Source organism: Streptomyces sp. CA-135486 (assembly GCF_050936555.1).
Taxonomy (GTDB): Bacteria; Actinomycetota; Actinomycetes; order Streptomycetales; family Streptomycetaceae; genus Streptomyces.
The window spans coordinates 2,152,142-2,177,737 of record NZ_JBNJMM010000001.1; the positions used below are offsets into that span (position 1 = coordinate 2,152,142).

Annotated in this window: 22 protein-coding genes and 1 pseudogene; 15 read left to right on the top strand and 8 right to left on the bottom strand. The window is 71.4% G+C overall.

All coding sequences use genetic code 11. The annotated features are described in order from the left end of the window. Positions 1-74: 74 nt before the first annotated feature. Positions 75-896 carry a DUF4184 family protein gene (locus ACQEVG_RS09750; protein ID WP_432980026.1) on the bottom strand — a complete coding sequence of 274 codons (822 nt, stop codon included), beginning with the start codon at positions 894-896 and terminating at the stop codon, positions 75-77. Positions 897-1,191: 295 nt separating this feature from the next. Between ACQEVG_RS09750 and ACQEVG_RS09755 the strand changes: the two genes are divergently transcribed. From ACQEVG_RS09755 to ACQEVG_RS09765, 3 genes are all read left to right on the top strand, one after another. Beyond that, positions 1,192-2,886 carry a lytic murein transglycosylase gene (locus tag ACQEVG_RS09755; RefSeq protein ID WP_432980029.1) on the top strand — a complete coding sequence of 565 codons (1,695 nt, stop codon included), beginning with the start codon at positions 1,192-1,194 and terminating at the stop codon, positions 2,884-2,886. Positions 2,887-3,038: 152 nt separating this feature from the next. Continuing rightward, positions 3,039-3,176, top strand: a complete 138-nt coding sequence (locus tag ACQEVG_RS09760; protein ID WP_432980032.1) for an SPW_0924 family protein — start codon at positions 3,039-3,041, stop codon at positions 3,174-3,176. A 13-nt stretch (positions 3,177-3,189) separates the two neighbouring features. Further along, a complete protein-coding gene (locus ACQEVG_RS09765) occupies positions 3,190-4,179 on the top strand; it encodes a DUF3068 domain-containing protein (protein ID WP_432980035.1) in 990 nt (329 codons plus the stop codon). Here the strand turns inward: ACQEVG_RS09765 and hrpB are convergent. Continuing rightward, the gene (gene hrpB / locus ACQEVG_RS09770; RefSeq protein WP_432980038.1) at positions 4,169-6,745 is read right to left on the bottom strand and encodes an ATP-dependent helicase HrpB; all 2,577 of its coding nucleotides are present in this window, start codon (positions 6,743-6,745) and stop codon (positions 4,169-4,171) included. The genes ACQEVG_RS09765 and hrpB overlap by 11 nt on opposite strands. A 26-nt stretch (positions 6,746-6,771) precedes the next feature. Further along, entirely contained in the window at positions 6,772-7,575 is an 804-nt protein-coding gene (locus ACQEVG_RS09775; RefSeq protein ID WP_432980041.1) for a class I SAM-dependent methyltransferase, read from the bottom strand. Between the two features lie 342 nt (positions 7,576-7,917). Between ACQEVG_RS09775 and rpsA the strand changes: the two genes are divergently transcribed. The 4 genes from rpsA (at position 7,918) to ACQEVG_RS09795 (ending at position 11,763) form a co-directional block, all read left to right on the top strand. Further along, positions 7,918-9,417 carry a 30S ribosomal protein S1 gene (gene rpsA, locus ACQEVG_RS09780; protein ID WP_432980044.1) on the top strand — a complete coding sequence of 500 codons (1,500 nt, stop codon included), beginning with the start codon at positions 7,918-7,920 and terminating at the stop codon, positions 9,415-9,417. 237 nt (positions 9,418-9,654) lie between these two features. Continuing rightward, positions 9,655-10,593, top strand: coding sequence for a PAC2 family protein (locus tag ACQEVG_RS09785; protein ID WP_432980047.1), 939 nt, complete (start codon positions 9,655-9,657; stop codon positions 10,591-10,593). Between the two features lie 52 nt (positions 10,594-10,645). Beyond that, entirely contained in the window at positions 10,646-11,260 is a 615-nt protein-coding gene (gene coaE, locus ACQEVG_RS09790; protein ID WP_432980050.1) for a dephospho-CoA kinase, read from the top strand. A gap of 134 nt (positions 11,261-11,394) precedes the next feature. After that, a complete protein-coding gene (locus ACQEVG_RS09795; protein ID WP_432980053.1) occupies positions 11,395-11,763 on the top strand; it encodes a tetratricopeptide repeat protein in 369 nt (122 codons plus the stop codon). A 46-nt stretch (positions 11,764-11,809) separates the two neighbouring features. Here the strand turns inward: ACQEVG_RS09795 and ACQEVG_RS09800 are convergent, their stop codons facing one another. Continuing rightward, the gene (locus ACQEVG_RS09800) at positions 11,810-12,091 is read right to left on the bottom strand and encodes a DUF6343 family protein (protein ID WP_432980056.1); all 282 of its coding nucleotides are present in this window, start codon (positions 12,089-12,091) and stop codon (positions 11,810-11,812) included. Positions 12,092-12,150: 59 nt separating this feature from the next. Here ACQEVG_RS09800 and ACQEVG_RS09805 point away from each other — a divergent pair, with 59 nt between their 5' ends. From ACQEVG_RS09805 to ACQEVG_RS09825, 5 genes are all read left to right on the top strand, one after another. Beyond that, on the top strand, positions 12,151-13,068 hold the full coding sequence (locus ACQEVG_RS09805) for an acyltransferase domain-containing protein (protein ID WP_432980059.1): 918 nt from the start codon (positions 12,151-12,153) through the stop codon (positions 13,066-13,068). Positions 13,069-13,198: 130 nt separating this feature from the next. After that, complete coding sequence (locus ACQEVG_RS09810) at positions 13,199-13,648, top strand: DoxX family protein (RefSeq protein WP_432980062.1); 450 nt, start codon at positions 13,199-13,201, stop codon at positions 13,646-13,648. A 203-nt stretch (positions 13,649-13,851) separates the two neighbouring features. Then, on the top strand, positions 13,852-14,898 hold the full coding sequence (locus tag ACQEVG_RS09815; RefSeq protein WP_432980065.1) for an SPFH domain-containing protein: 1,047 nt from the start codon (positions 13,852-13,854) through the stop codon (positions 14,896-14,898). A 268-nt stretch (positions 14,899-15,166) separates the two neighbouring features. Next, positions 15,167-18,043: a DEAD/DEAH box helicase gene (locus ACQEVG_RS09820; RefSeq protein WP_432980068.1), complete on the top strand. Its 2,877-nt coding sequence runs from the start codon at positions 15,167-15,169 to the stop codon at positions 18,041-18,043. Further along, the gene (locus ACQEVG_RS09825; protein ID WP_432980071.1) at positions 18,040-19,296 is read left to right on the top strand and encodes an SWIM zinc finger family protein; all 1,257 of its coding nucleotides are present in this window, start codon (positions 18,040-18,042) and stop codon (positions 19,294-19,296) included. Before ACQEVG_RS09820 ends, ACQEVG_RS09825 begins: the two co-directional genes overlap by 4 nt. A gap of 84 nt (positions 19,297-19,380) precedes the next feature. Here ACQEVG_RS09825 and ACQEVG_RS09830 read toward each other — a convergent pair whose 3' ends face one another. Both ACQEVG_RS09830 and ACQEVG_RS09835 read right to left on the bottom strand, forming a co-directional pair. Then, positions 19,381-19,674 (bottom strand): DNA-binding response regulator, encoded by a 294-nt coding sequence (locus ACQEVG_RS09830; protein WP_432985504.1) that lies wholly within the window; start codon positions 19,672-19,674, stop codon positions 19,381-19,383. 319 nt (positions 19,675-19,993) lie between these two features. Continuing rightward, positions 19,994-20,929, bottom strand: a complete 936-nt coding sequence (locus ACQEVG_RS09835) for an SDR family NAD(P)-dependent oxidoreductase (protein WP_432980074.1) — start codon at positions 20,927-20,929, stop codon at positions 19,994-19,996. Between the two features lie 77 nt (positions 20,930-21,006). Between ACQEVG_RS09835 and ACQEVG_RS09840 the strand changes: the two genes are divergently transcribed. Next, positions 21,007-21,357: a MerR family transcriptional regulator gene (locus tag ACQEVG_RS09840; RefSeq protein ID WP_432980077.1), complete on the top strand. Its 351-nt coding sequence runs from the start codon at positions 21,007-21,009 to the stop codon at positions 21,355-21,357. Between the two features lie 38 nt (positions 21,358-21,395). After that, the gene (locus ACQEVG_RS09845; protein WP_432980080.1) at positions 21,396-22,577 is read left to right on the top strand and encodes a cytochrome P450 family protein; all 1,182 of its coding nucleotides are present in this window, start codon (positions 21,396-21,398) and stop codon (positions 22,575-22,577) included. A gap of 42 nt (positions 22,578-22,619) precedes the next feature. Here ACQEVG_RS09845 and ACQEVG_RS09850 read toward each other — a convergent pair whose 3' ends face one another. Continuing rightward, positions 22,620-23,111, bottom strand: coding sequence for a DUF3574 domain-containing protein (locus ACQEVG_RS09850; RefSeq protein ID WP_432985207.1), 492 nt, complete (start codon positions 23,109-23,111; stop codon positions 22,620-22,622). A gap of 177 nt (positions 23,112-23,288) precedes the next feature. Here ACQEVG_RS09850 and ACQEVG_RS09855 point away from each other — a divergent pair, with 177 nt between their 5' ends. Further along, positions 23,289-24,650: an amidohydrolase gene (locus ACQEVG_RS09855; RefSeq protein WP_432980083.1), complete on the top strand. Its 1,362-nt coding sequence runs from the start codon at positions 23,289-23,291 to the stop codon at positions 24,648-24,650. A gap of 277 nt (positions 24,651-24,927) precedes the next feature. Here the strand turns inward: ACQEVG_RS09855 and ACQEVG_RS09860 are convergent. Further along, positions 24,928-25,588 (bottom strand): annotated as a pseudogene (locus tag ACQEVG_RS09860) (DUF2293 domain-containing protein). Between the last annotated feature and the right edge of the window lie 8 nt (positions 25,589-25,596).

Genomic DNA, 25,596 nt, shown 5'->3' on the forward strand with positions numbered 1-25,596 from the left:
AGGGGGTCGGTTTCCGCGCCCAGGCCCGCGCATGTGAGGCTCGGCCTCTCCGCGTCGAGCGGCCACGGCGCGGATCAGGCGCGTTCCGCCGTCAGGCCGCGCAGTCGCATGACCGACCCGTACAGCAGAAGGCCCACCGCGAGGCCCGCGCCCGCGCCGAAGCATGCCGTCGGGATGAGGTCGAGGGGCGAGTCCACCCGCCCGTAGTACGCGTACCAGCGCGCACACCGCTGTACGACGCCGAGCAGCACGCACAGCCCCAGCAGTATCCCTGCCAGCCACCGCCCCCGCCCGTTCAGCGTCGGCGCGGACGCCGGGGCGGCCGGCGTCCCGGCCGCGGGCCGGAGCCGGAGTGCCGACGCCACGAACCACACCAGCGCCACCAGGGCCAGTGCCGAAGTGCCGTACTGGGCGTAGTGATGAAGGGGGAGCCCGGCCACCTTCTCGTTCAGGACGGGCAGCACGTGCGTACCCCACCGGTCGTGGTGGGTGAAGGCGTCCCAGACGATATGCGTGCCCGCGCCGATGACCGCCGAGACATAGAAGCGCAGCGCCAGCACCAGAGGTCCGCCCGCGGGCCGCCCCCGCCCGCGCAGGAAGGCGTGGACACGCCCCTGCCGACGGGCGGGCACCAGAGCCACCAATGGCTCGCGCACCATCAGCCACACCGCCAGCAGCGCGGCCGTGATGGCCACATCGACGGTCAGCAGCCCGAGCGGGGCGTGGGTGACATTCCCGAACTCCATCGCCCCCGGAACGGCCGTGGCCGCGAAGTACGTCATGTCCGGTGAGAACGAGCCCATCACGAGCACCGATGCGAGCAGCGGTCCGCGCGCGGACCCGTCCCGGCGGATGCCCGGCAGCACCGCGGCGGCATGGCTCAGCGTGAACGGCATGGTCGTGCCCCCCTGATGATGGTCGTCCCCGGGAACCCTCGAGACCCTCGGAATCCTCGGGAATCCTCGGATCCGTTCGAACCCTCGGGACCCTTGCAATCTCTGTCGATCAACGACGCCCAGTATGCGTGACGTTCGAACTCCGGGTTTGAACTCCGCATTGCGGCGACCAGGAGGTGGCGAACTGGTGAAAACCGGTCAGGGGCCGGTGTGCCGTGGTCCCGAGTTGCCGTAGGGTCGCCTGAGTCCCGCGCTGGGGAGCGCGGGCAGCCGCCTACGGGGAGGGAAAAGACGTATGGCAGCGCATTTCGGCCGCCGACTGCGCAGGGGAGCGACCACCACTGCGGTAGCCGCGGCTGCCGTGGCCGCACTCTCCGCGTCGCAGGCGCCCGGCATCACGCATGCCATCTCGGGCGACAGCCAGGGTGCTTCCGACGCCACCCCGCCGCCCGGCACCCCGGTCACCGGCAACTCCCCGTACTACACGGACCTGCCGCCGCTGAACACCCCCAACAAACCGGACACTTCCATAGATCTGCCCGCGAACGGGCCTACCGAATCGGGCATTCCGGCCTCCGTTCTCGCGGCGTACAAGCAGGCCGAGCGGACCATCGCGGGTTCGGACCCCGGCTGCCACGTCCCCTGGCAACTGCTCGCCGCGATCGGCAAGGTGGAGTCCGGTCAGGCGCGCGGCGGCCGCGTCGACGCCAACGGCACCACGCTCTCCCCGATCCTCGGCCCGGTGCTCAACGGCGTCGGCTTCGCCAACATCTCGGACACCGACCACGGCGCGTACGACGGCGATGCGGTGCACGACCGCGCGGTCGGCCCGATGCAGTTCATCCCCTCCACCTGGGAGAAGTGGGGCCAGGACGCGAACGGCGACGGCCGCAGGGACCCCAACAACATCTACGACGCCGCACTCGCCGCCGGGCGCTATCTCTGCGCCGACGGCCGTGATCTGGCGGTCAGGTCCGATCTGGACCGGGCGATCCTCGGCTACAACCACTCGCAGGAGTATCTGCGTACGGTCCTGTCCTGGTTCGAGTACTACAAGCGCGGCACGCACGAGGTCCCGGACGGCACCGGCGTGCTGCCGATCACCAATGGGCCCGACAGTGCCGACTCCGAGTCGGGCTCCGGCCCTGTGCCGGGCCACACGCCCACGGCCCCACCCACCCCGGAGCCGGGCGGCACCGTCACCCCCGGCCCGAAGCCCAACACGCCGAAGCCCGGTGGCGGCACGACCAAGCCGACGCCTACGCCGACGCCCACGCCGACACCCACGCCGACTCCGTCCCCCGTCAGCAGCATCGAGGACGTGGGCACCGGCGAGCTGACCGCCATGGCAGGCCGCCAGTTCACCGGGCGCCCCACGGTGCGTGTGAAGAACGCCGCCGGGCGGACCGTCCCGCAGCAGCCCGTCCGGTTCGAGATCGTCGGCGACACCGAGGCCCGCTTCACCGGCGGGAAGGCGAGCGTCGTCCTGAGCACCGGCGCAGACGGGACGGTTGCCTCGCCCGCCCTGCAGGCCGGTGAGAAGGCCGGTGCGTTCACCGTGCGGGCCACGGTGGAGGGCGGCCGCGCGCTGCCGCCTGTCAGCTTCGCCGCTACCGTCACCCCCCGCGCCGCCGACGCGATCGCCCGGACCGAAGACAAGGTCCTGACGGCCGCCCCCGGCACGGAGTTCGCGGACGCCGTCGAGGTCAAGGCCACCTACAAGGGCGCCATCGCCTCGGGTGTCGCGGTCACCGCCACCATGATCAAGTCAGCGGACGACCCGGCTCCGAACGACAAGGGCCCTTACTTCAAGGATGCCGAAGGCAAGACGATCCGCACACTCACGGATCTGAAGACCGATGCCAACGGCGTGCTGAAACTCCCGAAGATCTTCGCGGACGACCAGACGGGCACCTTCCTGCTCCGCCTCACCACCGAGGGCGGCGCGACCCTCACCATCGAGCTGAAGGTCGCCGCCCCGCCCGCCTGACCGGGCAGCACAGCGCTCGCGCACCGCCCCTTTGCCGCTCGTCGGCAGAGGGGCGGTGCAACGTGTTCTCATCTCGCGGCTCCATTGCTACGGTGCCCCAGCCCTGACGCCCTATCAGATCCGGCCGGATCCGAGCCCCCGGGAGGCCGAGCATGCGCGCCCTCGTCGCCGCCGCCATCGGGCTGGCCGCCGCACTCGCCCTCGTCCTCACCATCACGGCCATCGGCGCGCCGCCCGGTCAGACATCGCCCAAGCCGCTGCTGACCACCGTCCCCGGCCCGAAGAAGTAGGAGGGCCGCCCTCATGCGCCGCCGCGCGAGCCTCGTTCTCCTCGCCTTCGCCGTCTTCTTCGCCGCGCTCGCGCCGATGCTGCGCTGGTATGCCTTCCCGCGCCTCGCGAAGATCCCGCCCAGCCAGTATCAGGAGATGGTCCTGGAGGCGAAGCCCGCGACCCTTCTCGACTACGGCTCCCTGGAGGCGAAGCAGGTCGAGAAGGTCACCATCGTGCAGACGCTCAAGGGCAATGTGGCGGAGTCCGAGAAGATCGAGCGCAGCGCGGGCCGCGACGTCGTCGTATGGGACTCGCTCTCCTACGTCCAGGGCCCCGACGGCAGGATGGTCTCCCAGATCCCCGAGCGGTACATCTTCGACGCCCACAGCCAGGCGCCCGTGCACGCGACCGGCGAGATGGTGGACGGCGACGCGGTACGGCGCGAGGGCATCGAGTTCAAGTGGCCGTTCCTCACCGAAAAGCGGGACTACCGGTACTTCGACGCCCAGGCCCGTACGTCCGCGCCCATCCACTACAAGGGGACGCAGAAGTTCCGCGGGCTCGACGTCTACTACTTCGAGCAGACGATCCCGTGGACCAAGGTGCCGTACCCGAAGAAAATGCCCATCCCCGGGATCGACGCGACGAAGCTGGAGAAGCAGACCGGCACGACGCGCTGGTACACCACCAAGCGGATGTTCTGGGTCGACCCGGTCACCGGCGCACCCGTCAACGGCGAGGAGATCCACCAGGAGGAGCTGCGCGGCGGCTCGCTCCTGGGCGGCCGGGACAAGGTCACCGCCTTCGCGGGCCATGTGAAGATGCGCCCGGACTACATCGACCACACCGTCGATCTGGTCACGTCCCAGCGGCAGCTGGTGCTGCTGATGACGTCGTATCTGCCGTGGGGCTCCCTGCTCCTCGGCACGGGCCTGCTCGCCGGCTCGCTGTGGCTGGAGGCCCGCGGCCGTCGGCCGCAGGCACCCGCCGCGGAGCGCGAACCCGAGCCCGTCAGCGCCTGACCGGGTCGTCGCCCCGGCCGGGACGCGCCTTGGTGTGCCGGGTGGGCTCCGCGGTCGAAGGGTCCTCCGGCCAGGGGTGCTTGGGGTAGCGGCCGCGCAACTGTGCCCGTACGGACGTGTATCCGTCCTGCCAGAACGACGCCAGGTCCGCGGTGACGGCCGCGGGGCGCCCGGCGGGGGAGAGCAGATGGACGAGCACCGGCACGCCCGAGACCGTGGGCGTCTCGCGCAGGCCGAACAGCTCCTGGAGCTTCACCGCGAGAACGGGCTGCTCCCCGCCGTACTCGACGCGGATGCGGGAGCCACTCGGCACTTCGATGCGCTCCGGGGCCAGTTCGTCCAGCCGGACCGCGTCGCCCGTCGCCCACGGCAGCAGCCGCTGAAGGGCCTGGCCGGCCTGGACGCGGCCGAGATCGGACCGCCTGCGCGCCCGCGACAGCTCGGGTTCCAGCCACTCCCCGGTACGGTCGAGCAGCGCCGCGTCCGACACATCGGGCCAGGGCGCGCCCAGCTCCCGGTGCAGAAAGGCGAGCCGCTCGCGCAGGCCCTCCGCCTCCCGCGTCCAGCGCAGCAGTCCCAGCCCCTCGCGCCGAAGCCCTTCGAGCAGGGCTTCCCGTACAAGAGCGGGGTCCGGGTCCTTGAGGGCGCGTACGGAGAGTTCGACGGCGCCCAGCCGCTCCACCTGTCGGGCCACGACATCGCCGTTCTCCCAGTGCACCTCGTCGCCCTGGCCGAGCAGATGCGAGGCGGCGGCACGAGCGGTCTCCTCGTCGATGACGGCGGCGAGCCGCACCCGCGCGGATGCGGCGTGCGCGGGCCGGTCCGCGACGGCGACGGCCAGCCAGGGCGCGCTGCGCAGCCGCGACACAGCGGTGAGCTCCGCCCCGGTCCCGGAGGCCATGAGGAAGGCCCCCTCGCCGCGGGCTCTGGCCACCCGCTCGGGGAAGGCGAGCGCGGCGACGAGCCCGGCGACGGCGTCGTCCGGATTTTCAAGCCCGTCCGGCGACTGAGGAGTGGGGGTCCGGGGGCGAAGCCCCCCGTTACGGGAAGGGGCGGGGTGGGGAACGGACGACAGCGACGACGCCAGCCGCCCCGCCTCCGCCCGCCACCGCCCCGCGTACCCGTCACCGCCCCGCCGCGCCGAGCGCCACGCCGCGGCCAGGTCGTCGCCGTACTCCCGCGGCGGCTCCTCGCTGAGCAGGGCCACCACCTCGGCGGCCCGGCGTGCGCCCACCTCGTGCGCGCCGTCCAGCAGGGCCCTGGCCAGCCGGGGGTGCAGACCCAACCGGGCCATCCGTATGCCGCGCTCGGTCGCCCGGCCCGTCGCGTCCACCGCGCCGATCGCGGAGAGGACCGAGCGCGCCGCGGCCAGCGCACCGGCCGGGGGCGCGTCGAGCAGCGCCAGTCCCGCGGCCGTCGGGTCGCCCCAGCAGGCGGCCTGCAGCGCGAACGCCGCCAGGTCCGCGACCTTGATCTCCGGGTTGGGGAACCGCGGCAGCCGCGCATCCTCCGTCTCGGACCAGCAGCGGTACACGGCGCCGGGGGCTTCGCGGCCGGCCCGGCCCGCGCGCTGGCGGGCAGCCGCCTGCGCGGCCCGTACCGTCGTCAGCGCGCTCAGACCCCGCGCGTGATCGGTGCGCGGCTCCCGGGCCAGACCGGAGTCCACCACCACCCGTACACCGGGCACGGTCAGCGAGGACTCGGCCACCGAGGTCGCGAGCACGACCCGGCGGCCGGGACCGCCGGACAGCACGGCGTCCTGCACCGCGGCGGGCGCCCGGCCGTGCACCTGAAGCACCTCGGCGTCGACGTCGTTCAACTGCCCCGCCACCCGGCCGATTTCACCGACGCCGGGCAGAAAACACAGCACATCGCCCGTGCGCTCGGCCAGCGCACGCCGCACCACTGCGGCCACATGGCTGAGCAGGGCCGGATCGACCCGCATCCCGTGCGGCGGCCGCGCCGGGCGCGCGGGAGGCGCCCACACCACCTCGACCGGATGCGCGACACCCTCGGCCGCCACCACGGGCGCATCGCCGAGCAGCCGTGCCCAGCCCTCGGCGTCGGTGGTCGCCGATGCCGCCACCAGTCGCAGCTCTGGCCGCAGCGCCGCCCTTACGTCCAGTACGAAGGCGGCGACCGTGTCCGCGTCCAGATGCCGTTCGTGGCATTCGTCGAGGACGACGACATCGACCCCGGCCAGCTCCTGGTCGCGCTGCAGCCGTTGCAGCAGCACTCCCGTGGTGACCACCTCGACGACCGTCTGCGCCGACACCGCCCGCTCGCCGCGCACGGTGAAGCCGATCTTCCCGCCGACCCTCTCGCCGAGCAGCCACGCCATCCGCCTGGCCGCCGCCCGCGCCGCGATCCGCCGCGGCTCGGCGACCACCACGCGCCGCAGCGGACCGCCGCCGACCAGACCGGACAGCACCAGCGGTACGAGCGTCGTCTTGCCGGTCCCCGGCGGCGCGCACAGCACCGCGCACCCGTGCTCGTCGAGAGCACGCATCAGCGCGGGTACGGCGCTGCGTACAGGAAGGCCCCCGAGGGCGTCGTCGCGGATCACGGCCCCAGTCTCGCAAGAGACCCGGCTCAGTCCCGCTCGCAGACGAAGATCGCCGTTCCCGGGATCAGATGCCCGCGCAGCGGGGACCAGCCGCCCCACTCCTGGCTGTTCCAGGCGGGCCACTCCGGCTCGACCAGATCCACCAGCCGGAAACCGCCCGCCACCACGTCCCGCACCCGGTCGCCGATCGTCCGGTGGTGCTCCACATATACGGCGCGCCCCTGCTCGTCCTGTTCGACATAAGGAGTGCGGTCGAAGTACGAGGCCGCCACCGACAGACCCTCGGGCCCCGGCTCGTCGGGGAACGCCCACCGGATCGGGTGCGTGACGGAGAAGACCCACCGCCCGCCCGGCCGCAGGACGCGCCGTACCTCACGGAAGACCTGCACCGGGTCGGCGACGAAGGGCACCGCCCCGTACGCGGAGCACGCGATGTCGAAGGAGCCGTCCCCAAAGGGCAGCGCTCCCGCGTCGGCCTCGACCAGCGGGATGTCGTCGCCGATCCGGAGCGCGTGCTGGAGCTGACGGTGGGAGAGGTCCAGCGCCACCGGGCGAGCGCCCTGCGCGGCCAGCCAGCGGGAGCACTGCGCCGCGCCCGCGCCGATCTCCAGGACGTCGAGCCCCTTGAGTGAGGAGGCAGGTCCCAGCAGGCCGGCGTCCGACTCGTCGAGCCCCTCGGGCCCCCAGACAAAGCGGTCGTCGCCGAGAAACGCGCCGTGTTCCGTCTGGTACTCATCGGCGTTGCGGTCCCACCAGCCGCGGCTGGCATGGCTGCTCTCCGCGTCCCCGGCATCACGTCGGGTCGCTTCCGGCTCGAAATCTTGGAACATCGCCACCGTCGTTGTAGTTTGCGTTCAGCGCGGCCAATGGTGGCCGGTTTGGCCTCGGCAAACATTATTAGTGCCGGGTATGAGCCGTTCCGCCCCGGGTGTGCGCCTTCGCGCATTGACCGTGTCCGGCTGCCCCCGTATGCTACAAGTTGCGCTGCGGGCCTGCGCGCCTCAGACGGAGCAGGCCGCGCTCGCATCTGTATGTATGTCCCCTCGGTTCACGAGGCGCCCCCCGTCTTCTGGGTGGCGCTTCCTAGGCTGTCCGGCTTCTGCAGCTGCGATACGGGCTCTCGGCGTAGCAGTACCTACGACTTCAATGTCCGTACCGGAGCCCTTTCCCACATGACGAGCAGCACCGAGACCACCGCCACCACCCCGCAGGTTGCGGTCAACGACATCGGTAACGAGGAAGCCTTCCTCGCCGCGATCGACGAGACGATCAAGTACTTCAACGACGGCGACATCGTCGACGGCGTCATCGTGAAGGTCGACCGGGACGAGGTCCTGCTCGACATCGGTTACAAGACCGAAGGTGTCATCCCGAGCCGCGAGCTCTCGATCAAGCACGACGTCGACCCGAACGAGGTCGTCAAGGTCGGCGACGAGATCGAGGCCCTTGTTCTCCAGAAGGAGGACAAGGAAGGCCGCCTGATCCTCTCGAAGAAGCGCGCCCAGTACGAGCGTGCCTGGGGCACCATCGAGAAGATCAAGGAAGAGGACGGCATCGTCACCGGTACCGTCATCGAGGTCGTCAAGGGTGGTCTCATCCTCGACATCGGCCTCCGTGGCTTCCTGCCGGCTTCCCTCGTCGAGATGCGCCGCGTCCGCGACCTCCAGCCCTACGTGGGCAAGGAGCTCGAGGCGAAGATCATCGAGCTGGACAAGAACCGCAACAACGTGGTCCTGTCCCGCCGTGCCTGGCTCGAGCAGACCCAGTCCGAGGTCCGCCAGACGTTCCTTACCACCCTGCAGAAGGGTCAGGTCCGCTCCGGCGTCGTTTCCTCGATCGTCAACTTCGGTGCCTTCGTGGACCTGGGTGGCGTCGACGGTCTCGTCCACGTCTCCGAGCTCTCCTGGAAGCACATCGACCACCCCTCCGAGGTTGTCGAGGTCGGCCAGGAGGTCACCGTCGAGGTTCTCGACGTCGACATGGACCGCGAGCGTGTCTCGCTGTCGCTCAAGGCGACGCAGGAAGACCCGTGGCAGCAGTTCGCCCGGACCCACCAGATCGGTCAGGTTGTCCCGGGTAAGGTCACCAAGCTCGTTCCGTTCGGTGCGTTCGTGCGCGTCGACGAGGGCATCGAGGGTCTGGTCCACATCTCCGAGCTGGCCGAGCGCCACGTGGAGATCCCGGAGCAGGTCGTCCAGGTCAACGACGAGATCTTCGTCAAGGTCATCGACATCGACCTCGAGCGTCGTCGCATCAGCCTCTCGCTGAAGCAGGCCAACGAGTCCTTCGGTGCCGACCCGGCCTCGGTCGAGTTCGACCCGACCCTGTACGGCATGGCCGCGTCGTACGACGACCAGGGCAACTACATCTACCCCGAGGGCTTCGACCCCGAGACCAACGACTGGCTCGAGGGCTTCGAGACCCAGCGCGAGGCGTGGGAGGGCCAGTACGCCGAGGCGCAGCAGCGCTTCGAGCAGCACCAGGCCCAGGTCATCAAGTCCCGCGAGGCCGACGAGGCCGCCGCTGCCGAGGGTGGCACCGCCGCTCCGGCCGCTGCGCCCGCCGGTGGTGGCGGTTCGTACTCCTCGGAGTCGGACGACAACTCCGGCGCCCTGGCGTCGGACGAGGCCCTGGCGGCGCTGCGCGAGAAGCTGGCGGGTGGCCAGAGCTGACGCTCTGCCTCCACAGCTGACAGCTAGCTGAAAGTAAGGCCCGCTCCCCCTGGGGAGCGGGCCTTACTTGTTTCTTCCAGGGTGGTCTCAGGGGGGCGTGTCAAGGTCTGGACCGGTTCGCGGTGCACCCGCCGAGGTGAACTGGGCCTTGCTTACGTGGTGTTCATCTCCGTACGGCGGGAATGCCTGTCAGTCACCGGACGTTCTTCCCTATGAACACGAGGAGGAGCGGTAATCGTGCCTGATCCGCAGGGTTTGTACGAATGGGAGCCGAAGGGCCTCGCCGTCGTCGACATGGCGCTCGCGCAGGAGTCGGCCGGACTGGTCATGCTGTACCACTTCGAGGGATACATCGACGCGGGTGAGGCCGGCGAGCAGATCGTCGACAGTGTGCTGGACTCGCTGCCCCACCAGGTGGTGGCCCGCTTCGACCACGACAGGCTTGTGGACTACCGGGCCCGCCGCCCGCTGCTGACCTTCCGGCGCGACCGCTGGACCGCGTACGAGACGCCCAGCATCGACGTCCGGCTCGTCCAGGACGCCACCGGCGCGCCCTTCCTGCTGCTGTCGGGCCCCGAGCCGGACGTGGAGTGGGAGCGCTTCGCGGCCGCGGTCGGTCAGATCGTCGAACGGCTCGGCGTCCGGCTCTCGGTCAACTTCCACGGCATCCCGATGGGCGTCCCGCACACCCGTCCCGTGGGCCTCACCCCGCACGGCAACCGCACGGACCTGATGCCGGGCCACCGCAGCCCCTTCGACGAGGCTCAGGTGCCGGGCAGCGCCGAGTCGCTGGTCGAGTACCGGCTGATGGAGTCGGGCCACGACGTCCTGGGTGTCGCCGCGCACGTACCGCACTATGTTGCCCGCTCCTCCTACCCGGATGCCGCGCTGACCGCTCTCGAGGCGATCACGGCCGCGACGGGTCTGGTGCTGCCGGGCATCGCGCACAACCTGCGTACGGAGGCACACCGCACCCAGACCGAGATCGAGCGGCAGATCGGCGAGGGCGACGAGGAGCTGGTGTCGCTGGTGCAGGGGCTTGAGCACCAGTACGACGCGGTGGCCGGCGCCGAGACCAGGGGCAGTCTGGTCGCGGAGCCGATGGACCTGCCGTCCGCGGACGAGCTCGGCCAGGAATTCGAGCGCTTCCTCGCCGAGCGGGAGGGCGAGGCGTAGGGAGTGCAACCGGGAGGGTGCCGCAAAAGAGTGCTCGCGTAGGCTGCGGGCCATGCTGAAGGTGGGCCTGACCGGCGGAATCGGCGCCGGCAAGAGCGAAGTCTCCCGTCTCCTCGCGTCGTACGGAGCTGTGCTGATCGATGCCGACAAGATCGCTCGCGAGGTCGTGGAGCCCGGCACACCCGGGCTCGCGGCCCTCCTCGAGGCCTTCGGCCCCGAGGTCCTGACCCCCGAGGGCACCCTGGACCGGCCGAAGCTCGGCTCGATCGTGTTCGCCGACCCCGAGCGCCTGGCGACGCTCAATGCGATCGTCCACCCGCTGGTCGGAGCCCGCTCCAGGGAACTGGAGGCGGCGGCCGGGCCGGACGCCGTCGTCATCCACGACGTACCGCTGCTCACCGAGAACAACCTGGCCGGGCTCTACGACCTGGTGGTCGTCGTCGACGCGTCGCCCGGGACTCAGCTGGACCGGCTGGTGGGGCTGCGTGGAATGGCGGAGTCCGAGGCACGTGCCCGGATGGCCGCACAGGCCACGCGCGAGCAGCGGCGTGCGATCGCCGATCTTGTCATCGACAACGACGGGCCGCTTGAGCAGCTCGAGCCGCAGGTACGCAAGGTCTGGGCGGAGCTGAGCCGGCGCGCCGCCGCGGAGTCGGGCGGGAGCTGATGCTCCGCGCCGCGCGGTCGAGGAAGCCGGTGCCCGCGGAGGGCTCGTCCTTTGATTGGAATACCGACTGCTGATCGGAATACCGACTGCCGTAACCGGTGTTGGAACCGTGGAGCGAGGGGAAGGATGCGACCGTGCCCCATAGCAATCCGGAAACGCACATCATCGACTACCGCGCGGCGGAGCAGCTGCTCGCCGCGAGGGACCCGCGCGGTGCCGTGAAGCTGCTGGACTCGGTCATCGCCGCCCACCCCGAGAACACCGCGGCCCGGCTGCTGCGTGCTCGCGCCTTCTTCGCCGCCGCCCAACTGCGCCCGGCCGAGCTCGAGTTCGAGCTGGTCCTGGAGCGCGAGCCGGACAATGCCTTCGCCCATTTCGCGCTCGCCCGCACCTTCGAGCGGTCCGGCCGCCCCGAACATGCCAGGCGGCACTTCCGCCTGGCGGCGGCGCTGGACCCGAAGCCGGAGTATCTGAAGGCCGCGCGTTTCGACGCGGAGGCGTGAGGCGCGAGATGCCCTCGCGGCACCCCCTCATGACCGTTGACCACGTCTAATGACCGTGCCGCGGGCGGCCGCTGCCGCGGACCGGATCGTACGGCGGGACATCCGGGCCGGGCTGGAAGTGCGGGCCCTGGCGGATATGGCGCAGGACCATGAACAGATCGACCGTGACGATCAGCATCAGCGCCCCGCACACGGCCGCCCAGCCGGGCCGCGCCGCGAGGGCGAAGCCTGCCGTACCCGCCGCGGCCCAGATCAGCCCCCATACACTCAGCCAGAACCGCAGCCGCAGGGGACTGCGTGCAGTCGTCGGTTCACTCCCAGTGCGCATGGCGATCCCCTCTCCTACTCCAGGATGCACCCGTTCCCCACGTACCGGAGGAGTCGCTGGTGACAACCGCGTTGGTGGAGCTGCCGGAAGCGGACGAGCTGGCCGGGACGCTGCTGGATCTGGCGGTGCCGCACGAGGACATCAATGAACTCCTTGCGCTGCGCGCCCCGCTGGCGGCCGACCCCGGGCTGCGCCGGCTGCTGGAGAAGGGTGTCCAGGAGCTGGTTCAGGACATCGGGAAGACCGACGGCAGCGGGGAACTGCCGCGGATGCCCGAGGACTCGGGCGCCCTGGGCCGCCTGTTCCCGGTCTACGTCTTCGTCGCGGCGCTGCCGTATGTACGGGCGTACCACCGGGAGCGTTCCGTACAGGACCACGTATCACGGCGTACGCTCGCCGACCTCGGCCGGCAGATGGCCGTGCACCGCAGGCGCCGGGGCACGGGCGGGCTGCTGATTCCGGGCTGGCTCGGGCTGCACTTCCGGGGCGAGCTCTACCAGTTGGGACGGCTGCAGTTCCAGCGTTCCCGGCTGGGCGGGCGGACCGGTGAGGCCGTACGGGCGGCCGGACTGCCGCTCGGGTCCGAGGACTTCGCCCTCGACATACATGTCCCCGACTTCCTCGGGCCGATCACGCCCCAGGCATGCGACCGCTCGCTGGCACTGGCCAGGGAGTTCTTCGCGCGCCACTTTCCCGAGGAGACGTACCGGGTCGCCATGTGCCATTCCTGGCTGCTCGACCCGCAGCTCGCCGGGTATCTGCCGAACGACTCCAATATCGTCCGCTTCCAGGAACGCTTCCGGATCGGATACGAGAAGAAGGAGGCCGCCGACGGCGATCCGGTCGCCTTTGTGTTCGGCGATCCGGAGCTACCGCTGGATGCGCTGCCTGGCCGCACCACGCTGGAGCGGGCGATCGGCGACCATCTGCGGGCGGGCCGCCACTGGTACTGCGGGCACGGCTGGTTCGAGTTGTAGGCCGGGGTACGGGCGCCTGCCGCTGGGCGCAAGAAGCTGAAATTGGGGCCCGGGACCGCGATGAGTCCCGGGCCACGTCCCGGTCTACCTCTCCGAAAGCACCGAGGAACGCATACCGGAGGAGACCACCATGTCCGCAACGACCGCCGCCGACACCGCCAACGCCGCTGCCGTCACCGCTACCGGAACCACGCTGGGCCGCCGCTCGCATCTCGCGGTGCGCACCCTCCAGATCGTGCTCGCGCTGTTCATGGCCATCGCGAGCGCCGGACCCAAGCTTGTCGCCCACTCGTCCGCGGCGGAGAGCTTCGACAAGATCGGCTTCGGCGACTGGTTCATGTATCTGACGGGCGGCCTGGAGCTGGCCGGTGCGATCGCGCTGGTGATCCCCATTCTCTCCGGACTCTCGGCGCTTGCCTTCATGGGCCTGATGATCGGCGCCTTCATCACGCAGCTGACCGTCTTCGACGGTCAGTACGCGATCACACCCGTGATCCTGTTCGTGATCTTCGGCGGGATCGCCTGGGTGCGCCGCAACCACACGGCCGAGCTCGTCGCGCTCGTACGCAAGCGCCTCTAGGGGCCGCCGCACCAGATGCGCCTGGTCCGGGAGAGACCGCCCCCGGCGAGAGGGGGCGGTCTTGCCGCGTTCCGCCCGGTCGCGGTCGCGGTCGCGGGCGGGTGCGGGGTGCCGGGTGCCGGCGAGGCTTGAGGCTCGACCGGCGGGGTATATCGGGCATACCGTGGTAATTGGTATCCGGCTCGGACGGTAGGGGGTGCCCGATGGTCGAAGAGCTGGTGGTTGCGGGCATAGGGGCCGCGTCTGCCGTTGTGGTGTACACGATGGCGGCCGCCAAGGTGGTCAAGCAGTACGAGCGGGGTGTGGTCTTCCGCCTCGGGCGGCTGCGCGGCGGCATCCGGGGCCCCGGTTTCACCATGATCATTCCGGCCGTGGACCGGCTGCGGAAGGTGAACATGCAGATCGTGACCATGCCCGTGCCGGCCCAGGAGGGCATCACCCGGGACAACGTCACGGTGCGCGTCGACGCGGTCGTCTACTTCCGGGTGATCGACGCGGCGAACGCGATCATCGAGGTGGAGGACTATCGCTTCGCGGTCTCGCAGATGGCGCAGACGTCGCTGCGGTCGATCATCGGCAAGAGCGATCTGGACGATCTGCTGTCGAACCGCGAAAAGCTCAATCAGGGGCTGGAGTTGATGATCGACAGTCCGGCGATCGGGTGGGGTGTGCAGATCGACCGGGTGGAGATCAAGGATGTGTCCCTGCCCGAGGCCATGAAGCGGTCGATGGCGCGGCAGGCCGAGGCGGACCGTGAGCGGCGGGCCCGGGTCATCAACGCGGACGCGGAGCTGCAGGCGTCGAAGAAGCTGGCCGAGGCTGCCGGCGTGATGTCCAAGGAGCCCGCGGCGCTGCAACTGCGGTTGCTGCAGACCGTGGTCGCGGTCGCGGCGGAGAAGAACTCCACGCTGGTGCTGCCGTTCCCGGTGGAACTGCTCCGCTTCCTGGAGCGGGCCCAGCAGCCCGCGGGGCAACAGCCGACGCAGTCGGTGCAGGGCGCGCAGTCGGCGCGGGGCGAGCAGGGCGTGCAGGGCGAGTCGCGGCCCGAGGAACTGGCCCGTCCCAAGGAACCGGCCCTGGAGCCGGGCGTGGCCCCGGCCGTGCCGGCAGGCGTGGACCCGACGGTGGCGGGGGCGCCCGCCGATGCGGCCGTCGAGGAGCCCGCGGAGGGTCCGGCTGCCGAGCAGGCGGTGGGCCGGAGGACGGCCGAGGAGCCGCCGCCGGTGGTGCCGTTGCCGCCCGCAGCCTGAGCTGCCTGCCGAGCCTGCCGAGCCTGCCGAGCCTGCCGAGCCTGCCGAGCAGGCGGTGGAGCGCCGGGGGCGGCCGTCGAGCCGGAGCCCGTGGGTGGTGTCTGCCCCCGACGCGGGTCCCGGGCTGGGCTCCGTACGACGCGGCCAGGGCGGTGGCGGACCCGCGAGGGCTGTCACCGGAGCCCATTGTCAGACCCCACCCGTAAGGTCGTGGTTCCAGTGGTTCGTACGCCACGGTTCGTACGCGATCGACGGGAGGAGGTGACCCATGCCGTGGGAGGCGCTGCACACCTGTGCCGCGGTCTTCGTCCCGGCCGCCCTCCCGCGCGAGGGCAAGGTCGCCTTCTGGGACCCGGACGGCGACCGGTCACTGGATGCGACCGGAGAGCGGTCACCTGATGCGACCGGTGAGCTCACCGTCGTGTACCGCCATGGCACCGGCATCCGCAGCCGCGCCGTGCCCGCCGTGCTGCTGCCGGTCTCCGAGGCCCTGCCGCTGCTGACCCGCGCCCGTCACGACCCGGCCGCGCACCCCGCAGCGGCCTGCTGGGGGGCGGCAGCGCTGCACGCTCTCCACCTGGCGGCGCGCGGCCGACTGCTGCCCGGGCTGACCGCGACCGACCATGACGCCTGGCGCGCGGGCCCGCTGGACGCGGACGACATCGCCCAGCTGCGGGCCGTCGCCGCAGCCATGCCGTACGAGGCGCATGCCGCCCCGGTCCCAGGGCTGCGGCCGCTGCGGCTGCCCGACCCCGAGGCGCTGGTGCGGTCCTTCTTCGACGCGGTGGCCGACACGCTGCCCCGCACGCCCGCCGCCGCGTATGCCGCGGGGGCGCCGTTCGCGGCCGCGGGCGCCCAGCATCTGCCAGGGGCGCGCGAGTGGGCCGCGGAGGCCGCGGCGGGCATGGACGCGGGGGTGCGGGTCTCGCTGCGCCTCGACCTGTCCGCGTACGAGCTCTTCGACATGGCGGAGGAGGACGGTGCGGAGCGAAGTGCCGGCGCGGCAGTCGTCCAGGTGCACAGCCTGGCCGACCCGACGCTCGTGATCGACGCGGCCCGGCTGTGGGCGGGGGACGGGGACGAGGACTTCGGGCCGCGCGCCCGGATCGACGCGGTGCTTGCGCTGCGCCGCGCGGCCCGGGTCTGGCCGCCGCTGGCCCGGCTGCTCGAGCGGGAGGCGCCCGATGTGCTGCCGCTCACCGAGGACGAGTTGTACGAACTGCTCGGGCCGGGGGCGGCGCGGCTGGCCGCCGCCGGAGTGGCCGTGCACTGGCCGAAGGAGCTGGCGCGTACGCTCTCGGCCGCCGCCGTCGTGCGGTCGGCGCCCGGCTCGGCGACGGACGGCACCCCGTTCTTCGACAGCGCGGAACTGCTCAAGTTCAACTGGCAGTTGGCGCTCGACGGCGAACCGCTGACCGAGCGCGAGATGGACGCGCTGGCCGAGTCGCACCGCCCGATCGTGCGGCTGCGGGACCAGTGGGTGGTGGTCGACCCCGATCTCGTACGCAAGGCGCGCAAGCGGGAACTGGGGCTGTTGCAGCCGGTCGACGCGCTGGCCGTGGCCCTGACCGGCACGGCCGAGGTGAACGGCGAGACGGTGGAGGCGGTGCCGACCGGCGCGCTGGCGAGCCTGCGTGACCGGCTCACAGCGGCCTCGGCCCCCGTCGCACCCCCGGCGGGGCTGGCCGCCACCCTGCGGGACTACCAGCTGCGGGGCCTCGCCTGGCTGGACCTGATGACCTCGCTCGGGCTCGGCGGCTGCCTGGCCGACGACATGGGCCTCGGCAAGACGGTCACGGTGATCGCCCTGCACCTCCACCGCGACCGCGAGGCCCCGACACTGGTCGTCTGCCCGGCCTCGCTGCTGGGCAACTGGCAGCGGGAGATCGCCCGCTTCGCCCCCGACGTGCCGGTGCGCCGCTTCCACGGCGCCGACCGCACCCTGCCCGAGCTGGACGGTGGCTTCGTCCTCACCACGTACGGCACCATGCGCACGAGTGCGGACCGACTTGCCGCGCACACCTGGGGGATGGTCGTCGCCGACGAGGCGCAGCACGTCAAGAACCCGTTCTCGGCGACGGCCAAGGCTCTGCGCACCATCCCCACCCCCGCCCGGGTCGCGCTGACCGGCACCCCCGTGGAGAACAACCTCTCCGAACTGTGGGCTCTGCTGGACTGGACGACGCCGGGACTGCTCGGCCCGCTGAAGGCCTTCCGTTCCCGCCACGCGCGCCTGGTGGAGAACGGCGAGGACGAGGACGCGGTCGAGCGGCTGGCCCGGCTGGTCCGCCCCTTCCTCCTGCGCCGGAAGAAGTCAGATCCCGGCATCGTGCCCGAGCTGCCGCCGAAGACGGAGTCCGACCACCCCGTGGCCCTCACCCGCGAACAGGCGTCGCTGTACGAGGCGGTCGTACGGGAGACGATGGCGGCGATCGAGGGGGCGGAGGGCATCGCGCGACGCGGCCTGGTGATGAAGCTGCTGACCGGGCTCAAGCAGATCTGCAACCATCCCGCGCAGTATTTGAAAGAGCACAGCTTGAACGAGCACAGCTTGAAGGAGCACAGCCGGAAAGAGCACGGCGCCGCGGCAGGCGCCGGCGCCGTCCGGCTGGCGGGCCGCTCCGGCAAACTGGCCCTCCTCGACGAGCTCGTGGAGACGATCCTGTCCGAGGACGGCTCGGTCCTGATCTTCACCCAGTACGTCTCCATGGCCCGCCTGCTGTCGGCGCACCTCACATCCCGGGCGATCCCGTCCCAGCTCCTGCACGGCGGCACCCCCGTGGCGGAGCGCGAACGCATGGTGGACCGCTTCCAGTCCGGCGAGATCCCGGTCTTCATCCTCTCCCTCAAAGCCGCCGGCACAGGTCTGAATCTGACCCGGGCCGGCCATGTGATCCACTTCGACCGCTGGTGGAACCCGGCGGTCGAGGAACAGGCGACGGACCGGGCGTACCGCATCGGCCAGACGCAGCCGGTGCAGGTCCACCGGCTGATCGCGGAGGGCACGGTGGAGGACCGGATCGCCGAAATGCTCGCGTCCAAGCAGGCGTTGGCCGACGCGGTCCTCGGCTCCGGCGAGGCCGCCCTGACCGAGCTGACCGACCGTGAGCTGGCCGACCTCGTCTCGCTGCGGAGGCCGTCATGACCCCGCGCTCCCAACCCACCCGTCCCCGCCACGACGACCGCCGGCGGACGTTCCCCGCCCTGGAGCCCCTGGGCGGCGAGGAGTTCGCCTCCAGCTGGTGGGGCAACGCCTGGGTGGAGGCACTGGAGGACACCGCGCTGGACCGGGCCCGGCTCGCCCGGGGGCGCGCGTATGCGGCCCGTGGCCATGTCGACGCGATCACCGTCACGCCCGGGCGGGTCATGGCGTACGTCCACGGCAGCAGACCGCGCCCGTACCGTACGGAGATCCGGCTCCGGACCCTCGGCGACGACGACTGGGACGACTTCCTGGCCGCGGCGGCGGCCCGTCCCGACCATATCGCCGCGCTGCTCGACAAGGACGTGCCGCACGCGCTTGCGACCGTGGCGGACCTGCTGCCCACGCCCGGCGACCTGATCCCCGACTGCTCCTGCCCGGACGACGGTTACCCCTGCAAGCACGCGGCCGCTCTCTGCTACCAGACGGCCAGGCTGCTCGACGAGGACCCGTTCGCGCTCTTTCTGCTGCGCGGCCGCGGCGAGCGCGAAATCCTCGCCGACCTCTCCCATCGCAACGCCACCCGGTCGGCGGCCGAGCGCGCCGGCGCCGCGACCGCCGCGCCCGTGCCGACTGTCCCGGCCGGCGAGGCGCTCGCCCCGCGCTCGCTCCCGGCCCTGCCGCCCCCGTTCCCCGCGCCCGCCCATCCGGGCCGCCCACCGGCCTATCCCCAACTGACCGGCGCGCCCGACCCTCTTGCCCTGGACCTCCTCGCCACCGAGGCGGCCTCGCGTGCCCACACCCTCCTCACCACAGGCGCCGACCCCACCGCCCGGCTGACCCGCTGGCAGGACGCGGTCCGCCTGGCCGCAGCCCACCCCGGCTCCGGTCTGACGGCCTCCACCCGTGCCCTCTACCGCGATCTCGCCGCCGCCACCGACCGCACCCCCACCGACCTGGCCCGCGCGGTGGCCGCCTGGCGGCAGGGCGGCCTCGCGGCCCTCGCCGTACTCGAAGAGCCCTGGGACCCGCCCGCGGGGCCGTTCGACCGCGCCCGCCCCGCCCTCATCGCAGCGGACTTTCCGCACTTCCGCCCCTGGCACAACCACCTCTCCACGAGCTCCCTCCAGCTCCGCTTCGGCCGCGACGGCCTCTGGTACGGCTATGAGTCGGACCCGGACCGCGAGGACTGGTGGCCCCGCGGCACCCCCGACGCCGACCCGGTGGGCGCACTCACGGCGCTGCTGGGCAGGTGACGAACAGCCGCAGCAGCCTGGGCGGACCCGGCGAACCCACCACAGCGCGGGTGGCCGGGCCCGCATCGGCACCAGCCCGTGGCGTCAGATCCCGCTGTCGAACTCCCGGGCGCGGATGCCGGCCTGGAAACGGGATGTGGCGCCAAGGAGCGCCATGAGTTCGGCGACACGTCGGCGGTAGGTCCGCAGAGACATGCCGAGTTGGCGCGACGCGGTCTCGTCGGTGTGTCCTTCGCTGAGCATCCGCAGGATCCGGCGCGCCTCGTCGCCCAGTGCGTGCGGCCGCCTGTGCCGGAAGTCGGCCAGGTCGGTGGCGTTCTCCCAGGCCGCACGGAACAGCGACCTGACGCCGTCGACGACGGCCGGGGCCCGTACCACCGTGTAGGTCCGTGTTCCGTCGGCCGGTGTTCCGGCGAGGATCGCGATCCGCCGGTCGATGACGATCGCCTCGTGGTCGAGGGGCGCGCCGCAGATCCGTACGTGTCAGCCAGTACGAGGGGTGCAGGCGGTGTGTCGCGTAGCCGCGCAGGCGGGGGAGGCGGGCCGCGTACGGGTTGAGGGGGCCGTCGACGTCCAGAAGGAGCAGTGGGCGATCCGTCATGGGGGAGAACTGCCCATTGCGGGGCCGGAATACGGCGGGCGCCGTCGCTTGCGCCGCCCGCCCGTGAACCGTCCAGGAGGACGGGGGTCCTGCCGCTCAGCCGTTGAGGTAGTGGACACCGGCGAGTTGTTGTGATTTCTCCCATAGGGCCCAGGCTGTGTCGTGGTCGAGGCCTGGGCCGGTGAACGCCGCGCGCTGCACGCGCGCGTGGAGCTTGGGGCCGGTCGGGCCGTAGAAGCTGTCCGGCACCGCGTCGGGGCAGGTGGCGGCGTAGAGGATCGGAACGACAGCTTGTTCTGCGGGCCGTCCGATCAGCGCCGCCACCGTTTTCGTCACGAGCCGCAGCGCGGGTGAGGGGTAGGTGGTGTGCAGCGGTGTCTTCGCCATGCCCGGGTGGGCGACGAAGCTTCTGACCGTGGAGCCAGTCGCTTGCAGGCGACTTTGGAGTTCGCGGCCGAAGAGTACGTTGGCGAGCTTCGAGCGGTTGTAGGCCCGGCCCGGTGAGTAGGTGCCACTACCGTCGAGACGGTCCAGGTCCAAGTCGGCGCTCGTATACAGCGCGGACGCGACGACGACGATCCGCGGATCATGGCCTTTGCCGAGCAGATCCAGCAGCAGACCGGTCAGCGCGAAGTGGCCCAGGTGGTTCGTCGCGAACTGGCTCTCCACGCCCTCGGCGCTCAACGTGAGCGACTGGCTGCTGATCCCGGCGTTCTCGATCAGCAGGTCGACCGCCGTGAACCGGTCGTGCAACGCGGCCGTGAACCGGCGCACCGAGGCCAGGTCGAGCAGGTCGAGTTCCATCACCACCGCTTCACCCGGACCCTGGGGCAGTTCGGCGCGCACGAGTTCGGCCTTGGCTGTGTTCCTCACCGCCATGACGACTCGTGCGCCGTGGGCGACAAGCGCTCTTGTGATCGCCAGTCCGAGACCGCTTGCGGCGCCAGTGACGACGGCGGTACGTCCGGCCAGGTCGGGCATGTCATCGGTGGACCATGAGAAGGCAGGAAATCGGGGAGAACGAGTGCTCATGCGCCGACGCTAAACTTTGACATCAGTGTCAAGGTCAAGGAAGCGTCCGAGCGGTAAGCGACTGCGAGTGGAGAAGCATGACGATCGGCGAGTTGAGTCGAGCGACCGGCGTCAGCACCCGCTCGCTGCGCTACTACGAGCAGCAGGGCATCCTCACGTCCGAACGCCGGGCCAATGGGTATCGCGACTACGGTCCTGAAGCACCCGAAGTGGTCCTCCGCATCCGTGCGCTGCTGGCCATCGGACTGCCGACTGACAAGATCCGCGACATCCTGCCCTGCGAAGGCGCGGCGGGACGGCAGCCCGAGGTCTGCCCCACACTGCTGGCGAAGATCCGCGAGATCCGCGACAGCGTTTCCGAGCAGGCCGCCGAGCTGTCCCGTACCAGCGACGCCCTTACCCGCTACCTCAGCGAGAACTTCGCCTGACCGAGCCTGTGTTGCTCGCCTCTGTCTAGGGTGGAGTCATGGCACTCCAAGATCCGACGAGCGAGCTGATGGCCGACCCCTACGTCGTGTACGCGCGGCTCCGCGAGGCCGGGCCCGTACACCGCATCGCTGGGACGGACGGGCTGCCGGCCTGGCTGGTCACCCGCTACGACGACGTACGCCAGGCACTCGCCGATCCCCGGCTCTCCCTGGACAAGCGCAACGCGGCACCCGGCGGCTACCGGGGGATGGCGCTGCCGCCGGCGCTGGACGCGAATCTGCTCAACATGGACCCGCCGGACCACACCCGCATCCGGCGTCTGGTGTCCCAGGCGTTCACCCCGCGTCGCGTCGCGCAGCTGCGCGAGCCGATCCGGAAAACAGCCGATCAGCTGCTGGACGCCATCGCCCCGCACGGACGCGCCGACCTGATCGCCTCGTACGCCGCGCCTCTGCCGATCAACGTCATCTGTGATCTGCTCGGCGTGGCCCCTGAAGACCGGCGCGATTTCCGGGCGTGGACCGACGCCCTTGTTGCCCCGGACCCTGCGGAGCCGTCACGGGCGAAGGAAGCGGTCGGTGCCATGCTGGCGTTCTTCACCGAGCTCATCGCCCGCAAGCGCGCCGAGCCGGCCGACGACCTGCTCTCCGCCATGATCGCGGTACGCGACGAGGAAGACCGGCTGAGCGAGGACGAGCTCATGTCCCTGGCCTTCGTCATCCTGTTCGGTGGATACGAGAACACCGTCCACCTCATCGGCAACGCCACCCTGGCCCTGCTCAGCCACCCCGACCAACTGGCCGCGCTCCGCGCCGACCCTGGCCGACTGGGCGGCGCCGTCGAAGAGTTCGCCCGTTACGACGGCCCAGCCCCGCTGGCCATCCGCCGCTTCCCCGTCGAGGACATCACCATCGGTGGCGTCACGATCCCGGCGGGTGAGACCGTCCTGCTCTCACTCGCGGCCGCCCACCGCGATCCGCAGCGTTTCACCGACCCCGACCGCCTCGACATCGGCCGCGACGCCACCGGCCATCTCGCGCTCGGCCATGGCATCCACTACTGCCTGGGCGCCCCCCTGGCCCGGATGGAGACGGAGATCGCGCTGGCCGCGCTGCTGGAGAGGTTTCCACGGCTGGATCTCGACGTCCCGTACGGCGAACTGCGGTGGCGGCCTTCGCTGCGTGCCCGTGGTCTGCTCTCCCTGCCCGTGCGCTACTGAGCCGGGGCGCTCATCAGGCGGCCGCGCAGGAAGGCCGCGCTCTCAGAAGTCGGCGAGCGTCGGCTCGTCCAGCCGGGCCACCGAGTCCTGTGCGTACGCCGCGACGTAGGCCTCGCGGATCCGCTCGATCTGCGGGTCGCGCACGTGTGCCTCCGCGGCCGGGTAGAGCAGGATCAGCTCGTACGAACGCTCCCGTTCGATGGTGCCGTTGGAGTCCCGCCACTGTCCGCGGCCGTCCTGGACTGTCAGCCCGGACGGGAAACCCGGCGTGACACTCCGGTCGATGAACGCCATGAACTCCCGGTCGGTCACATCGGGGCCGCCGTCGGGACGCTCCGTACCGAAGAACAGCCGCGTCTCGATGTACGCCGCCCCACGCGCCGCAGCGGACACGGCCCTGGGTGCCTTCGCGTGTTCACCGCCGAGCGCGGCGGTGGAGGCGGGCGCACCCACTGCCAGTACGGCGACGGTGGCACCGGCGGCGGCAAGGAGAGTGCGCTGCTTCAAGGTGGGCACGGGAGCGGGTCCTTCCATCGGGGGCCGCAGGGCGGCTGCCACGTGCGTCGCGACGCCACCAAGGGGGCCACGAAACAGTGCGCCGGGACGCCGAATTCGTCCAGAAACCACCCACACGAGCGCATCCCTCGATGTGTCCGCGGGCAGAGCCGGACCGACAGACTGGGAGCCCGAGGACGTCAGGAGGAGGACCACATGGTTGCTGCGGACGCCGAGCGGCCCGCGGATCTGGTCATTGACGGGTGCATCGCCCTCGTACACGACGAAGAGACGGGGATCGGCTTCCTCCAGGACGCCGCCGTCGTGGTACGCGGCCGGCTCATCGAGGCCGTCACCTCCGAGCGTGCCGTGGCCGGGCTCCCCGCCGTCGAGCGGATCGACGGGCGTGGGCAGCTCGCCATGCCGGGGCTGATCAACTGCCATACCCACTCGCCGATGGTCGCCCTGCGCGGGATCGCCGAGGACATGCCCGTCGAGCAGTGGTTCAACGACTGGATCTGGCCCATCGAGTCCAACCTGACCGAGCATGTCGTGGAGCTCGGGGCGCGGCTGGCGTGTGCCGAGATGATCCGGGGCGGGGTCACCGCCTTCGCCGACCACTACTTCTCGATGGACAAGGTGGCCGCAGCCGTGGTGGAGAGCGGGCTGCGGGCCAATCTCGGCTTGGCCTACTTCTCCAGTCAGGGCGCCGAGGGGCGGGAGCGGTCACTCGACTTCGCGCTGCGGATGCGGGGGGCGGCACACGGGCGGATCAGTACCTCGCTCGCTCCCCATGCGCCGTACACCGTCGACGACGCCGATCTGGCGGTGACCGCTCAGCTGGCCCGGCAGCATGGGCTGCTGGTGCACATTCACGCGGCCGAGAACAGGACGCAGACGGAGAACAGCCTTGAACGGTACGGGCGTACACCCATCGAGGTGCTCGAGCGGACCGGACTGCTGGACGTGGATCTGCTCATCGCGCACGGGACCGGGATCACCGAGAAGGATCTGGCGGTGCTGCAGCGGGGCGCCGGGCGGATCGCGGTGGCCACTGCGCCCCGGGGGTATCTCAAGTTCGGCTGGGACACCACGCCGCTCCGGGCGCTGGCCGCCGCGGGGATTCCGGTCGGACTCGCCACCGACGGGGCCGCGTCGAACAACACGCTCGATGTGTGGGAGAGCATGGCGCTCACCGCGCTCGTACAGAAGTCCGTGGAGAACGACCCGACCTGGCTGACCGCCCGCCAGGCGCTCGATCACGCGACCGCCCAGAGCGCGCCGGCCATCGGGCTCGGCGACCGGATCGGTGCGCTCGCCCCCGGGCGGCGGGCCGATCTGATTCTGGTCGATCTCAGCGGGCCGCACACGCAGCCGCTGCACGACATTGCCGCGACCCTTGTGCACAGCGCCCGCTCCGGCGACGTACGCACCACCGTCGTCGACGGGCGGATTCTGATGCGGGACCGGAGGCTGCTGACCCTGGATGTGCCCGCCGTCGTCGCCGAACTGGCCGAGCATTTGCCCGCGTTGACCGAGCGCCGCAAGGGGCGCCGAATCCAGGACTACGACGGGTAGCAAAGGCGACGAGACCAGCGCGCGGCCCGCCACCCCGCCGAAGCCCCACGCTCCGGCGCCGCGCCCCCAGGCGCCCGGACCGGACGAGTCCCTCGCCCACACCGGCTCCGGGCCGGTCGGCCTCGCCGTGCCCGCCGGTGCCGCACTGCTGCTCGGCGGTACCGTCCTCTACCGCCGTTTCCGGCCCGCCCGCGAGTCCTAGCGGCCGCTCGCCGGTCCTGGTCACCGCTCGCCAGTCCTGGCGCCCACGGGTCCCCCAGTCACCCGCCTCCGGGTCCTAGCGGTCCGTCGGCCCATGCCAGGACGCCAGCACCCCCTCGATCACCGCCGCCACCCGCGCCCGCGCCTCAGTGGCGGGCGACCCCGGCGGTCAGCAGGGTGTCGTAGTCCGTGTCGAGATGCCGTACGGAGGCCCGCACCGCGGCCGTGACCGCCCCCTGCGTCAAGGAGCGGCCCGCCGCGGTGCGGCCCACCCGGCCGCTGCCCCGCACCGAGGCGTGGGCGGCGATGTCCTGGGCGCGGGCGGGCGGACAGCCCGGGAACAGCCGCAGTATCTCGGCCGTCAGAGCGGCCGTGAACCGTATGTCATCGGCCGCACGGCGCACCGCGTCCCGCTCGCGCCGCCGGGCCCGCGCATCCGCGTCCGCCAGGCACGCCGACTCGGCGCGGGCCAGCGCCGCCTCCTCGACGAGGATCCCCTGGCGTTCGTACCGCCTCCGCCGGCGGTTGAAGCGGACCACGACCGCCCACAGCGAACTCGCCTCGCGGGCACGGCGGGTGAGCGCGGCACTGCCGCGCGGCAGGAAAACGAGATGGGCGATGTCGGCGCAGTCCAGGCAGACCGGCGCGTTGAACTCCAGCAGATGCATGGACAGCGGCCCCTGACGGCACTCCGCGCAGTGCCGCCCTTTCAGTGGCTGGATCACCACCAGATCCATGTACGCTC